Below are 15,840 nucleotides of genomic sequence, written 5' to 3' on the forward strand. Positions count from 1 at the left end.
GCGGTCAGCGGACGAGGTCCTCCTCGACGAGCCACTCCCAGGCGACCTCGGCCGGGTCGCGGCCCTCGACGTCGACCTCCGCGTTGAGCCCGGCGATGACCTCGTTGGTCAGCTTCGCCGCCACCGGCTCGAACAGGTCAGCGATCTCGGGATGCTTGTCCAGCAGCGGCTCGGGCACGACGAGCGAGGCGTTGTACTTGGGGAAGAAGCTGCGGTCGTCCTCCAGCGCAGTCAGGTCGAGTGCTTCGATGCGGCCGTCGGTGGTGAAGACCTCACCGAAGGTGCACTGCCCCTTGGCGGTCGCATCGTAGATCGCGCCCGTCTGCAGCGTACGCAGGTTCTTCCTCGGGATCCCCTGAGGACTGCCCAACGGCAGGCCGTAGGTCTCGAGCATCCCTTCCAGCCCGTCAGGCCGGTTGGTGAACTCCGACTCGACGCAGAACGTACGCTCCGCCGGCGGCACCTTGCTCATCTCCGAGAGCTTCGTGATGCCGTATTTCTTCGCGCTCTCCGCACTGATCGCCATGGTGTAGGTGTTGTTCAAGGGCGCGGGCGGGAGCCAGACCAGGTCGTTCTCACGCAGGTCGGCGTCACGGGTGGCGATGTACTGCTTCCGCTCGTCCGGGATCGGCTTGGCGTTGTTGAGGTAGGTCAGCCAGGCGGTGCCGGTGTATTCCCAGGTGATCTCCACCTGGCCGGCCAGCTGGGCTTCGCGGGAGGCCGCACTGCCCGGGATGTTGGTGAGGTCCTGGACCTCGGCGCCGGCAGACTTGAGCAGGATCACCGTCATCTTGCCGAGCAGGATCTGCTCGGTGAAGTTCTTCGAGCCGACCGAGAAGCTGGCCTCACCGAGGTCGATCCCCTCGACGGGGCCGGTCAGCGCGCCGGACCTGGTGAGACCGCCTGCGGTGCCCAGCCCGATGCTGCACCCGGACAGGGCGACCGCGACGACTGCAGTGGTGATCGCCAGGGTGAGTCGCTTGAGCCTCATCAGATCCCCTTCGGCCGGAGGACGGTCTCGAGCACGCGGCCCACCCACTCGATCAGGAGCGCCAACAGTGCGATCAACAGGGCCGCGGAGACCATGACCGGGAACCGGAAGAGGTTGATCCCGGAGGTCAACGCGCCGCCGAGGCCTCCGGCGCCGATGAAGGTCACCAAGGCGGCGGTGCCGACGACGAGCACCAAGGCGGTACGGATGCCGGCCATGATCACCGGCAGCGCGAGCGGGAGCTCGACACGCAGCAGGACCTGGGATGCGGACATCCCGATACCGCGGCCCGCCTCCACCAAGGTCGGGTCCACACCCTGCAGCCCGGTGATGGTGTTGCGCAGCACCGGCAACAGCCCGTAGATGACGAGCCCGAGTACGCCGGTCCAGAAGCCGAAGCCCAGCCAGATCGCCAGCAGCACGATCAGCCCGATCGCGGGCGCCGCTTGGCCGGCGTTGGCGAAGGCGACGACGGCCGGGGCGATCGCCCTGGCCCGGCCGCGGGTCAGCAGGATGCCCAGCGGGACCGCGATGAGGACCACGATGGCTGAAGAGACCAGGGTGATCACGACGTGGTCGCGAAGCTGCTCCAGGATCGCGCCCCAGGCCAGCGTGGACTCCTCGATCGAGTCCAGGTCGGCTGTCTGGCGCCAGATCACGTAGCCGACGAAGAGCACGGCGACCATGATCGGCAGCACCGTCAGCATGGCGGCGCTCTCACCGCCGGCAGGCCGCAGCCGGGAGCGGCGTACGGTCTTGCCGGGGGTGACAGCGGTCTGGTCCAGGGTGGTCATGCCCCGACCTGCCCGGTCTCGGCTGCCGCTTCCTCGGCGGCCACCTCGCTGGCGACCGCCCGCTCCACCGTACGCATGTGGTCGGTGACGCTGTCGAAGAAGACCACCCCGAGGTATTGGTCGCGGGCGTCGCAGACGATCCCGCCGCCGAAGCTCGAGGCGAGCATGACATCGAGGGCGTCGTTGAGGGTCGAGCGCTCGTCCAGGGTCACCAGCTTCTCGCGGTCCCCGTCCTGGATCGTCTCGTGGCGGGCGAGCTCCCGCAGGAACCGCCAGGCGACCGGCCGCCGCCGGGAGTCGAGGATCACCACGCTGCTGTCGCCGGCGGCCTTGGCGCGGGCGACAGCCTCCGCGCTGGATCCGCCGACCGTGGCAGTGGTCGTCTCCTGAAGGTCGATCTCGCTGACCCGGGACAGCGTGAGCTGCTTGAGCGCCGCACCCGAGCCGACGAAGTCGTCCACGAAGTCGTTGGCGGGGGCGGCGAGGATCCTCTCAGGGGTGTCGTACTGCGCGATGTGCCCACCCTCTTGGAGGATCAGCACCCGGTCGCCGAGCTTGATCGCCTCGTCGATGTCGTGGGTGACCATGACGATCGTCTTGTGCAGCTCGCGCTGGATGCCGAGCAGCTCGTCCTGGAGCCGTTGCCTGGTGATCGGGTCGACCGCGCCGAACGGCTCGTCCATCAGGATCACGGGCGGATCAGCCGCGAGTCCGCGCGCCACGCCGACCCGCTGCTGCTGACCGCCGGAGAGCTCACGCGGATAGCGGTCGCGATAGCGACCGGGCTCGAGACCGACGAGGTCGAGCAGCTCGTCGACGCGCTCGGCGATCCGTGACTTGTTCCAGCCCAGCAGCCTCGGCACGATCGCGATGTTGGTCGCGACCGTCATGTGCGGGAAGAGCGAACCGCCCTGGATGACGTAGCCGATGTGGCGGCGCAGCTCGTCGGAGCTGCGGCCCGAGATGTCCTCGCCACCGAGCCGGATCGTGCCGGAGGTGGGTTTGATCAGCCGGTTGATCATTTTCAGCGAGGTGGTCTTGCCGCATCCGGACGGCCCGACGAACATGACCATCTCGCCGGCCGGCACGGTCAGGCTCAACGAGTCGACGGCGGCCGCCTTCTGGCCGGGATACCGCTTCGTCACCTCGTCGAGCTCGATCTCGATGCCGCTGACCTCGCTGGCCGCGCTGGCGTCGTTGGGGGTGGGTGCAGGTGTGGTGGTCATCAGACTCGGATTCCCTTCGGAATGGTCACGCGCCCGACGAGCACGAGCAACAGGTCGAGGATCAACGCCAGTACGACGACGCCGAGCGTCCCGACCAGCGCGTAGTTGAGGGCGTTCTTGCCGCCGATCTGGGCAAGGCCGCTGAAGATGTAGCTCCCCAGCCCCGGGCCGAGAACGTACGCCGCGATCGCCGCGACGCCCATGGACATCTGCAGCGAGACCCGGATGCCAGCGAGGATCACCGGCCACGCCAGCGGGAGGCGTACGCGGGCCATGACCGCGGCCTCCCCCATGCCCATGCCGCGAGCCGACTCGAGCAGCACCGGCTCGACCCCCTGGAGGCCGACGACCGCGTTACGCAGGATCGGCAGCACGGCGTAGAAGCAGACGCAGATGAAGGCCGTGGTGTTACCGATGCCGGTGGCCGGCATCAGCAGCCCGACCAAGGCGAAGCCGGGGATGGTCAGACCGATCGCACTGAGCATGTTGGTGACGCCGCTCAGGCGCGGGATCTTGGTGACCAGCATCGCGACGAGGACGGCGATGAACGTCGCCGCGACGACCGCCAGCACGACCAGATAGACGTGTTGAAATCCGTCGTAAAGGATCTGTCGATGCCGTTCCTCGATGAATTCCCACACGTCTCAACACTCCTCCACGACCATTCGCCTCATGTTCGAAAACCGTCACTACCCAACCACATCTTTGCCTTGGGAGAACCGGCGGGTCGTCGAGCCCCGAACATATTCGCAGGTCAGAGGGCAGTTATCGACGCACGATGGCGGACATCATCAGCGGAGGCACGTGGTCACCGATAGAGCTCCTCGTCGATGCTCGCCAGCCGCGACGGATGGACGCGTTCCCCCAACCCGTAGAAATGCTGAAAACTCATGACCAGCGGCCGCCACCGATCAGGGTCGATCCGGTTGGGATGCCCGTCGAGACGTACGTCGGGCATGACCCGCACCGCGCTCACCGCGACCTCCACAGCGAGAAGTTTCGGCTCGCGCAGCTCGTGAAGCTCTACGACCGTCCCCTCGATGTGCACAGGGCACTCCGCCACCGACGTCGGCAGCACCGTGTCCGACCCGTACGCGGTCAGCCCGGCATGGGCATACTTGTCGGGCACATACACATACCCGCGCTCGAGCTTCGTCGCCGACATCGCCCCGTTGCCCGTGGTCAGCGCGAGCCGATCGACCTCGGTCACCAGGTCGACGCTGGGAAGATTGAGGACGATCTCGGGCCGATGCCTCAGGTTGAGCGCCGTCTGCGACGACGCCCCGATCCCGAGGACCGCCGTACGCCCCAGCCAGAAGACCGAGGACATCGGCATCAGGTTCGTGGTGCCGTCCTCGTTGAGGGTCGAGAGCACCACCACCGGCGTGCCGAAGTAGAGGATCGCCGGATCGATGTCGACATGCGTGTTCATGCCTCGAAACTAGAGTCCGCCAGCGGTCGCTTCCGGCGGGAATCCGACGCTGCGCTCTCTTCAACCGTCGCGCATCACCTGGGTCGGCTCAGGATCGTCTGGTGAACCGGATGGTGCCGTCGGGCAGACGCTCATGGGTGAATCCGGGCGCGTGGGCGAGCCGGTGATGATGTGGGCACAGCAGCACCCCGTCTTTGAGGTCGGTCCGTCCTCCGGTGCTCCAGGGATCGAGGTGGTGGGCGTCGCACCATTCGGGTGGCATGTCGCAGCCTTCGGCTTGGCAGCATTTCTGCTGGATCCGGAGTGCTTTGCGTTGGATGGGTTGGAAGAACCTGCTGGCCCGGCCGGCGTCGAGGACTTCTCCGTCGCTGCCGAGGATCCAGGGGATGATGGTGGCGTTGCACGCCATCTTCCTGGCTTCGGCAGCGGTGATGGTGGTGCCGTTGGTCTCGTCGTACCCGAGGGTCGCTGTGCCGAGCTCTTTGCGGAGATCCTCGAGGCTGATGACGACGGTGGCGTCGCCGCCGTGGCGGGGCAGGACGGTGGGGTCGATGGTCTCGAGCAACCGGGTGAACCCGTGGCCCAGGAGTCGTTCCCACGGCGGCAGCGCCGCACCTTTCTCCACCAGTTGTTGTTTGCGGGGTTGGGCGTAGGCCTCGACCATGGTCTTGAGCCTGATCCCGGTCGAGACCGGGAGCACGCCTTCGAACCCGACGGTGCCGTCGTGGTTGTCCCAGATCCGCAATGCGGTCTTCTGTAAGGCGCGTTGCTCTTCGGCGAGGAGTGCTTGGGCTTCGGCTTCGTCGAACCGGTCGGGGTCGACTCGTTCCAGGATCCGTCTCCCCGCGACCCGGAGCTGGTTGGCGGTCAGCCGGTCGGCCTCCTCGACCAACAGATTTTCCGCCAGGACCAAGTCTTCGCGGGTGGCGACCGGGTCGGTGTCGATCGTGTCGAGGGCACGGGTGATCGCCTGGGCTTTCGCCTCAGACAGTTGGCCGGCGGCAAGTTCGGTGGCGACCAGGTCGTATCTGTTCAGCGCGCCGGCAAGCTTGATCTGGGACCGGGCCACGCCTCGGTCGAGCAGCAGCTCGGCGCGCATCCAAGCGGAGGCGTCCTTGTCCCCTGTCTCAGCAGCGATATCACCACAGGCACCCAGGATCCTCAGCTTCAGCGCAGCCTGTCGCGCCTCGGTCTTCGCGAGCCACGCCAGCATCTCCTTCTTCTGGGAGGCAGACCAGTAGATCGGGTCCCGATCGAGGAGGTCATCGAAGGAGGCATCGATGATCGATGTGGTCGCGTCGATCCCGCTGTCCAGACTCATCGCTGCCTCCTCCCTTCCGGAGTGTTCAGAGGCGTGTTGTGATGGATCTGATTCTACGCTTAGATTCGATACCTAACCATCCATAGGTGCAGGTCAAATGCGGTTTCGCGGTGAGCGAACGGCATCGCTCCTGTGGATGATAAGTGGCCCGAAGGGCCACACCCAGCCCCGTGGAACCCTCTCGTCCCGAACGGAGGATTGCCTCCCGGCCACACCCGGGGCCGCCGTCCCGATAGCCAGCCAAGTTTTCTCGACGTGCCCCGGTGTCAAGGATCGCCGAAGGCGACCGGCGAAGCCGGCGGCCGCAGGCCGTCCTTGACTCCGGGGTTCGTCGAGAAGACCGTAGAAGGAGGGCCGGCGGCCCACCCCAACCCCGAAGAACATCAGCAGCAGAGAAGCGCCCCTAAGAAGCAACCCGATCCGGCCGCCCCAACCCATAGTGATCCCGAAGAGTGACCCCGGAATACTCCCGCCGAAAAAGCCCCCGCTCCTGAAGAACAGGAACAACAGAAGAAGCAAACGCCTCGAGCCCCGAAGGTAGCACCGCAGGCATGATGTTGAACCCGTCCGCGGCACCGTTCTCGAAGTAGTGCTGGATCGTGTCGGCGACCTGAACAGGCGTCCCGACAACGGTGCGATGACCCCGCCCACCACCCAGTTTTCCGATGAGCTCCCGCACGGTCAACCGATCCCGCCGAGCCCACTCGACGACGAGCGTATAGCGACTCTTGGCCCCTTCGATGGAGTCCTCCGACGGCAGGTCGTCGGGCAGCTCCGAGTCGAGCGACAAGCTCGACGGCGGGACCCGCAGCAGCTGAGCGAGCTGGGCGACGGCGTACTCCGGGGCGATCAGCCGGTCCAGCTCGGCCTCGAGCTCACGCGCCTCGGCCTCGGTCTCGCCGAGGATGGGGACGATCCCGGGCAGCACCAGCACCTGGTCGGGGTTGCGCCCGGCCGAGGTCACCCGGCGCTTGATGTCGGCGTAGAACGCCTGGCTCTCGGCCAGGGTCGGCTGGGCGGTGAAGATCGCCTCGGCCCAGCGGGCCGCGAACTCCTTGCCGTCCTCGGATGAGCCCGCCTGGACGAGCAGCGGATGGCCCTGCGGCGGCCGGGCCAGGTTGAGCGGGCCCTCGACGGCGAAGTGCGGTCCGACGTGGGAGATCGGCCGGATCCGATCGCCGACGGCGTGCACCCCGGCCGACTTGTCGGCCACGATCGCGTCGTCGGCCCAGCTGTCCCACAGCGCCGTGGCGACCTCGAGGAACTCGGAGGCCCGTTCGTAGCGGGTCTTGTGCAGCGGCTGCCCCTCCAGACCGAAGTTGCGGGCCGCCGCGTCCCCGGCGGTGGTGACGATGTTCCACCCCGCCCGCCCGCCGGAGAGATGGTCCACCGAGGCCAGCCGCCGGGCGAGGTTGAACGGCTCGTTGTAGGACGTCGACGCCGTCGCGATCAGGCCGATGTGCTCCGTGGTCGCCGCCAGCGCGGCCAGCAGCACGGTCGGCTCGAGACGCGCCGAGGGCCGTCGCTCGGGCGAGCCGAACATGGCGGGCGAGTCGGCCAGGAACAGCGAGTCGAACCTGGCCGCCTCCGCCACCCGTGCCAGGTGCTGATGGGCAGCGAGCGAGAGGTTGGCATGGGGATCCGACTCCGGCAGCCGCCACGACGCCTCATGGTGGCCGGTGTCGTGCAGGAACAGGTTGAGGTGGAGCTGCCGCGCACCCATCAGGCCACCTCCTCCCCGACCGACTCGACCACACCGAGCTCGGCCAGCAGCCGCGCCCGCAGCGCCGCGAACCGCGGGTCCCCCGGGCTCCGGCTCGCGCCGAGATCGATCCGGATGTCCGAGCCGACGACACCGTCGACCAGCACGATCACCCGGTCGGCGAGCGCGATCGCCTCGTCGACGTCGTGGGTGACGAGCAGGATGGCGGGGTGGTGGGCGGCGTACAGGTTCTGCAACAGCTTGTGCATCTTGATCCTGGTCAGCGCGTCCAGGGCCCCGAACGGCTCGTCGGCCAGCAGCAGCTGGGGGTCCCTGACCAGCGACCGGGCCAGCGCCGCGCGCTGCTGCTCGCCACCGGAGAGCTGGTGCGGCCAGGCCTGGTCGCGGCCCTCGAGACCGACCTCGGAGAGCGCCTCGAGACCACGCGAACGGGCATCCGGACCTGACAGGCCCAAGGTCACGTTGTCCAGCACCCGCCGCCACGGCAGCAGCCGGGAGTCCTGGAAGACCACCGAGACCCGCTCCGGCACCTCGACGACACCCGATCCCGAGACGGAGCGATCGAGGCCGGCCAGCGCCCGCAGCAGCGTCGACTTCCCGGAGCCCGAGCGCCCGATCAGCGCCACGAACTCCCCGGACGCGATGGTGAGGTCGAGTCCGTTGAGCACCCCGCCGGCCTCGGAGAAGCTGCGGTGCAGCCCCTCGACGCGTACGGCGGGCCCTTCGGGGGGTGTCAGTGACTCTCCAGCGTGCGTCGCCATGCCAGTGCCTTTCTCTCGGTGAAGCGGACGATGCCGTCGGCGACCAGGCCCAGCAGGGCATAGACGACCAGGCCGACGACGATGATCTCGGTCTGGCCGTAGCTGGACGCGAGGGTGATCATGTGGCCGATGCCGCTGGTCGCGTTGACCTGCTCGACGACCACCAGGGACAGCAGCGCGTTGAGCACGGCGAACCGCAGCCCCAGCAGGAACCCCGGTGTCGCGCCGGGCAGCACCACGTGCCGGATGAACGCGCCGCGGCGCAGGCTGACGGTCTCGGCCAGCTCGGCGTAGCGGCTGTCGATGCCCCGCAGACCGTTGTGGGTGTGGATGTAGATGGGGATGAGTACGCCGAGGGCGATCGTGATCACCTTCATCGGCTCGCCGATCCCCAGCCACAGGATCAGCAGCGGCATCAGCGCCAGGCTCGGGATGGCCCGCTTCACCTGGATCGGACCGTCGATCAGCGCCTCACCGACCCGGCTGAGCCCGGAGATCAAGGCCAGCACGAGCCCGACCGCGACCCCGATCACCAGCCCGAGCGCGGCCCGGTAGGCCGAGGTCGCGAGCGCTTCGGGGAGCCGTCCGTCGGCGATCAGCCGCTGAGCGGTCTCGACCACCACCCACGGCTCCGACAACGTACGCGGATCGAGCACGCCCGTCGCCGAGGCGAGGCACCACAGCCCCAGGAGCAGGACCGGCCCGATCCACAGCGTGCCGGGGATCCGCGGCCCGGGGCCGAGCCGGCGGCGTACGACCCGCTTGTCGGTGACCTTCTCGGAGACGACGCCGACGATCGGCGCCTCGACTGCCGTGGTGGCCATCACTGCTCCTCCTTCACGGCGTCGGCGATGACCGTCTCGTAGCGACGGTCATAGAGCTCCTCGACATCGATGTCGGGCTGGCCCTGCTCCTCGACGAGGATGTCGGCGGTCTCCTGGTGACGCTCGATGAACTCGTCCCAGCCCTCGGGGATGATCCGCTGGCCAGAGGTCTCGTAGACCGCCTTGCCGTCCTCGAAGGTCAGGCCCTCGTGGTCGACGTAGTAGGCCTGGACCCACTCGTCGGGGTGCTCGTCGATCCACTTCTCGGCCTTGACCCACAACCCGAGGAAGTCCTTGAACGCGGCCGCCTTGGCGGCGTCCTCGAAGGTCTCCTCGGGCCCGTAGAACAGCATCGCGTCGTCCCGGATGCCGGTGCGGACCGAGGTGGCGCCGTCGCGCCCGTACTTGGCCAGATAGGACGTCAGCTGGGGCCCGCCCAGCGGTGCGACGTCGACCTGGTTGGAGGCGAGCGCGTTGGCGTAGGTGTCATCGACGCTCTGGATCTCGACCAGCTCGACGTCGTCCTGGGTCAGCCCCACCGAGTCGAGGGTCTTGAGCACGAGTGCACCCTGGGCCTGGCCGGGCGAGTAGGCGATCTTCTTGCCCTTCAGGTCCTCGAGCGTCTTCACCTTCGACTCGGGCGCGATGCCGAGCTCGTAGATCGGGTTCTCGAGCGGGTCCGGGTTCTCGGTGACGGCGGCGATCCGCACGGGGGTGTCGGTCCAGGTCGCGAACAGCGGCGGGATGTCGGCGACGTAGCTCGCGTCGAGCGCGCCCGCGCGGAACGCCTCGATGCTCTTCGGGCCACCGGAGATGTTGGCCCACTCGATCTCGTAGCCCTCGACCTCGTCGATGAGGCCGGACTCCTTCAGGGCGACCTCGACCGGCGGGATCCCGAGGCGCAGGACCGTTCCCTCCGGGACCTGGTCGGGGAGCTCCGCGTCGGCGGCGAGCTTGGCGGCGTCGGTCGCTTCGGCGCCACCGCACGCCGTCGATCCCAGGAGCAGGGTGGTGAGGATGGCGGCTATGGCAGTCAGGCGAGGTGGGGTGGGGCGGATCATGGCTCTCCTCTGGTTGGTCCGTCCAAACCAGAGTAAGTCAGTAGAGATTCGCTATAAAACCACCGCTCGGATCCTGAGACGTCGCCACCGGAGTGCGAGACCCGCCACGGATCAGAGGTAGACGGACTTCAGCTCGGTGTACTGAGCCAGCCCCTCGGGCCCGAACTCCCGCCCGATCCCGGAGGCCTTGAAGCCGCCGAACGGTGCCGCGAAGTCCATCGTGTAGGTGTTCACGCCGTACGTCCCGGCCCGCACCTGCCGGGCGACGTCGAGCCCGGCCGCCTGGTCGGCGGTCCACACCGTCCCGGCCAGGCCGTAGTCGGAGTCGTTCGCGATGCCGACGGCCTCCTCCACCGAGCCGTAGGGGATCACGGAGAGGACCGGGCCGAAGATCTCCTCCTGGGCGATCCGCATCCGGTTGTCGACGCCGGCGAAGACGGTCGGGCGTACGTACCACCCGGTGTCGAGGCCGGCCGGACGACCGGAGCCGCCGGTGAGCAGGCGCGCGCCCTCCTCCTGACCGAGGGCGATGTACTTCTCGACCCGCTCCTGCTGGCGGCGGGCGACCATCGGCCCGATCTCGCTCGCCGGGTCGGACGGGTCGCCGACCGTCATGGCCGCGACCGTCTCCGCCAGCGCGTCGGCGATCTCGTCGTGGCGGCCGATCGGGACGAGCACGCGGGTCTGGGCGACGCACGCCTGCCCCGAGTTCATCAACGCCGTGAACTTCAAGCCCTCGAGCGTGGCCGCGAGATCCGCGTCGTCGAGGACGATCGCGGCCGACTTGCCCCCGAGCTCGAGCGAGACCCGCTTCAGCCGCTCGCCGCACAACGCGCCGATCCGCCGACCGGCCGCGGTCGACCCGGTGAACGCGACCTTGTCGACGCCGGGATGGGTCACCAGGTGCTCACCCACCTCGCGTCCCGCGGCGACGATGCTGACCACACCCTCGGGCACCCCGGCCTCGACCAGCATCTCGGCGAGGAGGTTGCCGTCGAGCGGAGTCTCCAGGGCCGGCTTGACCACGATCGTGCAGCCCGCCAGCAGCGCGGGGATGAGCTTGGACAGCACGGTGAACTGCGGGACGTTCCACGGCGCGATCGCAGCGACGACCCCGGCCGGCTCGTGGCGTACGACGACGTCCGAGCCCAGCGCACCGGCCCGCCGCGACTCCCAGGGGAACTCCCGCGCGATGGCCAGGAAGGCCTCGATCTGCATCCAGGGCGCCGGCGCCTGGGCGAGGTTGCTGAACGAGATCGGCGAGCCCATCTCGGCAGTGATCACCTCGGCCATCTCGCCGAGCCTGCCGGCATAGAGCCCCGAGAGCGCCTGGACGATCTCGATCCGCTCGGCCGGCGACATCCGAGGCCAGGGCCCCTCGTCGAACGCCGTACGCGCCGCAGCCACCGCGGCGTCGATGTCCGCCACCGAGCCTTCGGGGACCCGCGCCACCACCTGTTCGCTGTGCGGCGAGATCACCTCGATCGTCGCGTCGGTGGCGGGCTTGGTCCAGGTGCCGCCGATGAAGAGTGCGTCGTGGTCGTACGTCATGTGATTCTCCTCAGATCCGGTCGAGCCAGTCGGTGAAGCCGGAGGGGTCGTGGCGCCCGAGGACGCCGTGCTCGAAGAGCCCCCAGCCTTCGACTCCGTCGGCGCCGGGCCCGTGTGCGACCGCGCGGCCGACGTGGTCGATCACGCCGAACGGCACCCGGCCGGCGACCTCCGGCGCGTTCATGTCATAGGTCAGCCGCTCGGCGAATCCGGCACCCTTCCAGACGCCGTGCGCCCAGTCGGAGTCGCCGCCGTAGCCACCACCGACATGGATCGGCACCCCCAGCAGCGAGGAGACCTCGAGCACGAACGGCTCCCCGGCCGGGGTCGAGCAGGTGATCGTCGCGCCCTCCGGGAGACGCGTCCCGTCCCGGTAGTGGATCCGGACGCGCGGCCAGCCGAGCTGCTCCACCCGGCCATCGGCGAAGATGCGGGTGCAGTCGTTGAGGGTGCGATGACCGTCAGGGGTCTCCTGGATGATCAGGACCACGGCGAAGTCCTCGAACCGCAGCGGCACGTAGAGCCACCACATCCCCTCGAACCCCGGGTCGGCCGGCTTGCCCGGCGGCACCGCCTCACCGGACGGACGGATCCCCCAGGACCGATCACGGGTCCCGACCCAGCGGTCGGGGTCGACGACGATCCGCTCGCCGTCGACCTCGATCACTCCCTCCCAGGTCCCGACCTGCGCGAACCGCTGCGCATCGAGGACGGTCGAAGCCCCCTGCCGCATCATGTGCGGCTGCTCCTGGACCACCTCGAACGAGCCCTCCCAGCGCAGGTCCAGCGCGACCCCGTGGGTCTCCTCCAGCACCAGCCGAAGCTTCCGCAGCGGCTCGGTGACCTCGATCCGGTACGCCCCGACCTGCTGCCCCATCCGGTCACCGCCCCGCGGGTCGGCACCGTCGCCCAGATGCACCGCGGTCTGCTCGTCGCCGCGGCGCAGCAGGACGTACGCATCCTTGGTCCCGAGGTTGGGATAGAACCCCATCCCGGTGATGAGGAAGAGGTCCCCCGTGCGGTCGTGGGCGTTGAGGTAGCAGCGGTCGTAGAAGTTGCGGTCGCTGCTACCCGCCCAGGCGACCGGGCGCGGGAGCTGGTGGATCGGGTACTCGTCCAGCGGACCGATCCCGACGTACTCGCCGTGAGCCCCCGGGTCCGTCATGCCGCCACCTCCGTAGCGCAAGCGCCATGATACGGACGCGGCGGCCTGAGACCTATGGTCGCTCGCTGGCGCTCGCTCATGCGCCGACCTCGTCGAGCATCGCTGCGAACATCGCCCGGTGGTAGAGCGTCGACTCCGGGTCCTCGGGCGCTTCGATCTCGCCGAAGTGAATCTGCCGAGCCGCGATCCGCAGGTAGATCACGCCCCACATCACCGCGGCATGGACCTCGTGCCAGGTCAGGTCACCGAGCTCGACACCGCTCGCCGCCGCGTACGTCTCACGCACCTCGGACGCGGTGAGGAAGTCGGGCATCCCCGGCAGCTCCAGCATCGCGGCCAGATCCTCGAAGATGCGGTGCGCGAAGATCATCCAGCTCACGTCCATCTCGCGGGGCCCCAGGCTGACCATCTCCCAGTCGAGGACGGCGACCGGCGCGAAGTCGCGGTAGATGATGTTGCCGATCCGCGCATCGCCCCAGCACAGGACGGGCTCGCTCACGTCGTCCGGCAGGTTGGCCTCGAGCCAGGCCAGACCTCGCTCGACCAGCGGTGAGCGACCGCCCCACTCCTCGGCCGAGGAGGCGAAGGCGTACCACTCACGGGTCTTGGCCAGGTTGCGGGCGAGCAGCGTCTCCCCGGTGTAGCCGGCAGCGGCGGGGTCCAGGAAGGCGAACCGGGAGGCCGCGTCGGGGATCCCGTGGAGCCCGGCGAGCACCTCGACCGAGCGCGCCTGCAGCGCCGCCCGGTCCTCGGGCGAGGCGTCGAAGAGCCAGCTGTCGCCGAAGTTGTAGGGCATCACGTCCGGCGGGACGACCCCGTCGACCCGCTCCATCAGGAAGAACGGAGTCCCCAGGACCGAGCCGCTCAGCTCGGCGAGCCCGACCTCCGGCACCGGGACGGAGGACAGCGAGCCGGCCAGGCGCATCGCGTCGTACTGCGCCTGCAGGTCATAGCTCGCGAAGACCGGGATGTCCTCCGGTCGGGGCGCCACCCGGAGGACGTACGCCTTCGTCTCCCTGCTCCCGGCAACCGTCGAGGTGACGTCGAGCAGGACGGTCTCGCTGGAGAGCCCGTTCGCGTCGATGCCACCGAGGATGGCGACCGCGGGATCGGCGCCGGGCGGAAGCGTCGTGGTCAGCCACTGCTCCAGCCTGGCGCCGATGGCCGCAGGATCGCGGCCCGACTTCTGGAAGGTCATCTCGGGCGGCGGGGGCGCCTGGGTCACGTACTCCTCCTGGGGCGTGAGTCAGATCACACACCTCAGGCTGGTGGAACACGTTCTAGTTTGTCAACTGTCAGAACCGAATCTTCGACGGCGTCTCGGTGGGCGCGGCCTTGGTGACGAACGCCTTCCGCTTCGCCGCGAACGCGTAGCGGTCCTCGAAGATGTCCCGGGCCATCTCGGCCAGCTCGATGCTCTGGTAGTAGGACATCGGCATCGCACCGACTCGTCGCGCCTCACGGGCCGCCAGGGCCGGGACGTACGCCTCGGGCTCGGCGTACCGCTGCGCCAGCTCACGCAACCAGCCGTCGAACTCGGCCGCATCGCGAGGGCCCAGGTCGCTGACCATCTCGATGCGGGCAGCCTCGGCCGCCGAGATCGGCAGCTTGGCGGCGAGCAGCTCATCGGCCTTCTCGTCACCGACGCGGCTCGGCAGGCCCCAGGTGTGCAGCTCGGAGCCGAAGATGCCCATGTCGTAGTAGGGGTTGAGCACGACCCCGGCGCGCGCCACCGTGATGTCGGCGCAGAGGCCGGTCATCACGCCGCCGGCACCGGCGTTGGCGGTGAACGCGGCGATGGTCAGCTGCTCGGCCTCGGCGATCGCCAGGCAGAGCTCGTCGATCGCCCGGATGTTGTCCCAGGCCTCGACGGCCGGGTCCTGGGCGGCCTCGATCACGCCGAGGTGGATGCCGTTGGAGAAGGCGTGCTCGGTGCCGCGTACGACCAGGACTCGGGTGTCCTCGACGAGCGCCTTGCGGACCGCGTCGGTCATCCTCCGGCACTGCTGGGTGTGCATCGCCCCGCTGTAGGAGCGAAGAGTGAGGTAGCCGACGTCGCCGTCGCGCTCGTAGGTCGTCTCGGCCAGCGCCTCAGGCATCCGCCGGTAGGGCGCATGCTTGGCGTCGAGCACCCACGCCGCGGGAAGCTTGGGGCCGCGCTTCTTCTCGAGCGTCGCGGCATAGCCGACCCACAAGGTGCCCTCACCGGTGGCGATCGCGACGGCGTCGGTGTCGACACCGACCACCGTGCCGGGCTCGACACCGGGATTCTCGTCGGGCGTGGTGGCGGCGTCGAAGAGGCAGTACGTCGCGCCCCCGACGGTCGCCGGAGCACCCGGAGCGCCGTCGGCCGCCGCGATCCTCCGGGCGATCTCGGTCGCGGGTGCCGACCAGTCGACCTCGAACGCCGTGCGGCGCAGCAGCGGCAGCTCGCCCGTCCCCTCGACCTCCGTCGGCCACTCCTCAGCCGGCCTCGGCTCCTCTCCCGCGGCGACCATCCGGACGACCTCGGCGACGCAGTCCATCGCGGCATCGGCCACCGGACCGTTGTAGAGCGCGCTCTTCGCGATCGGGACCTCGGCCATCGGGAAGGTCTTGGTCGCCCAGACCGGGCCGGCGTCCATCTCCTCGACGGCGGACAGCGCGGTCACCCCCCAGCGCTCACGAGCGTCGAGCGTGGCGTGGTCCAGCGAGGACGGGCCGCGGTCGCCGACCGGCCCCGGGTGGATCACGACTGTCGGATAGCGGTCCCAGACCTGCTGCGGCACCCGGTGCTTGAGGAACGGGCACAGGATCAGGTCGGGTGCGATGTCATCGACGGCGGCGACCAGGTCCCCGTCGTCGTGGACCGGCGCCAGCAGCACCCCGACCTCGTGGCCGGCCTCCTTGAGATCACACCAGACCCGTTGGGTCAGACCGTTGTACGCGGAGACGAGCAGCAGAATGCGCATGTGGGGGAGGTGTCCTTACTGGTAGGTAACCCGAACAGAC

14 protein-coding genes are annotated in these 15,840 nt (G+C 68.9%); all 14 read right to left on the minus strand.

The annotated features are described in order from the left end of the window. Positions 1-4: 4 nt before the first annotated feature. The 14 genes from WBG06_RS01040 to WBG06_RS01105 all read right to left on the minus strand — a co-directional run bounded on the left by WBG06_RS01040 (position 5) and on the right by WBG06_RS01105 (position 15,800). Positions 5-991: a glycine betaine ABC transporter substrate-binding protein gene (locus WBG06_RS01040; RefSeq protein ID WP_336734241.1), complete on the minus strand. Its 987-nt coding sequence runs from the start codon at positions 989-991 to the stop codon at positions 5-7. Next, entirely contained in the window at positions 991-1,785 is a 795-nt protein-coding gene (locus WBG06_RS01045; protein ID WP_336734242.1) for an ABC transporter permease, read from the minus strand. Before WBG06_RS01045 ends, WBG06_RS01040 begins: the two co-directional genes overlap by 1 nt. Then, positions 1,782-3,011, minus strand: a complete 1,230-nt coding sequence (locus tag WBG06_RS01050; RefSeq protein ID WP_336734244.1) for an ABC transporter ATP-binding protein — start codon at positions 3,009-3,011, stop codon at positions 1,782-1,784. The genes WBG06_RS01045 and WBG06_RS01050 overlap by 4 nt, the downstream gene beginning before the upstream one ends. Next, complete coding sequence (locus WBG06_RS01055; protein WP_336734246.1) at positions 3,011-3,652, minus strand: ABC transporter permease; 642 nt, start codon at positions 3,650-3,652, stop codon at positions 3,011-3,013. Before WBG06_RS01055 ends, WBG06_RS01050 begins: the two co-directional genes overlap by 1 nt. A gap of 167 nt (positions 3,653-3,819) precedes the next feature. Next, positions 3,820-4,443 (minus strand): flavin reductase family protein, encoded by a 624-nt coding sequence (locus tag WBG06_RS01060; protein ID WP_336734248.1) that lies wholly within the window; start codon positions 4,441-4,443, stop codon positions 3,820-3,822. Positions 4,444-4,531: 88 nt separating this feature from the next. After that, positions 4,532-5,764 (minus strand): HNH endonuclease signature motif containing protein, encoded by a 1,233-nt coding sequence (locus WBG06_RS01065; protein WP_336734250.1) that lies wholly within the window; start codon positions 5,762-5,764, stop codon positions 4,532-4,534. Between the two features lie 403 nt (positions 5,765-6,167). Further along, entirely contained in the window at positions 6,168-7,487 is a 1,320-nt protein-coding gene (locus WBG06_RS01070; protein WP_336734252.1) for an LLM class flavin-dependent oxidoreductase, read from the minus strand. Beyond that, complete coding sequence (locus WBG06_RS01075; RefSeq protein ID WP_336734254.1) at positions 7,487-8,248, minus strand: ABC transporter ATP-binding protein; 762 nt, start codon at positions 8,246-8,248, stop codon at positions 7,487-7,489. Before WBG06_RS01075 ends, WBG06_RS01070 begins: the two co-directional genes overlap by 1 nt. Next, complete coding sequence (locus WBG06_RS01080) at positions 8,221-9,072, minus strand: ABC transporter permease (RefSeq protein WP_336734256.1); 852 nt, start codon at positions 9,070-9,072, stop codon at positions 8,221-8,223. Before WBG06_RS01080 ends, WBG06_RS01075 begins: the two co-directional genes overlap by 28 nt. Next, the gene (locus WBG06_RS01085) at positions 9,072-10,133 is read right to left on the minus strand and encodes an ABC transporter substrate-binding protein (protein WP_336734258.1); all 1,062 of its coding nucleotides are present in this window, start codon (positions 10,131-10,133) and stop codon (positions 9,072-9,074) included. The genes WBG06_RS01080 and WBG06_RS01085 overlap by 1 nt, the downstream gene beginning before the upstream one ends. 111 nt (positions 10,134-10,244) lie before the next feature. After that, a complete protein-coding gene (locus WBG06_RS01090; RefSeq protein WP_336734260.1) occupies positions 10,245-11,684 on the minus strand; it encodes an aldehyde dehydrogenase in 1,440 nt (479 codons plus the stop codon). Between the two features lie 10 nt (positions 11,685-11,694). After that, on the minus strand, positions 11,695-12,849 hold the full coding sequence (locus tag WBG06_RS01095) for a hypothetical protein (RefSeq protein WP_336734262.1): 1,155 nt from the start codon (positions 12,847-12,849) through the stop codon (positions 11,695-11,697). A gap of 76 nt (positions 12,850-12,925) precedes the next feature. Next, positions 12,926-14,074: a phosphotransferase family protein gene (locus tag WBG06_RS01100; RefSeq protein WP_336734264.1), complete on the minus strand. Its 1,149-nt coding sequence runs from the start codon at positions 14,072-14,074 to the stop codon at positions 12,926-12,928. A gap of 70 nt (positions 14,075-14,144) precedes the next feature. Further along, a complete protein-coding gene (locus WBG06_RS01105; protein WP_336734265.1) occupies positions 14,145-15,800 on the minus strand; it encodes an enoyl-CoA hydratase-related protein in 1,656 nt (551 codons plus the stop codon). Between the last annotated feature and the right edge of the window lie 40 nt (positions 15,801-15,840).

It is taken from the genome of Nocardioides sp. CCNWLW239, assembly GCF_037137035.1.
In the GTDB taxonomy this organism is placed as follows: domain Bacteria; phylum Actinomycetota; class Actinomycetes; order Propionibacteriales; family Nocardioidaceae; genus Nocardioides.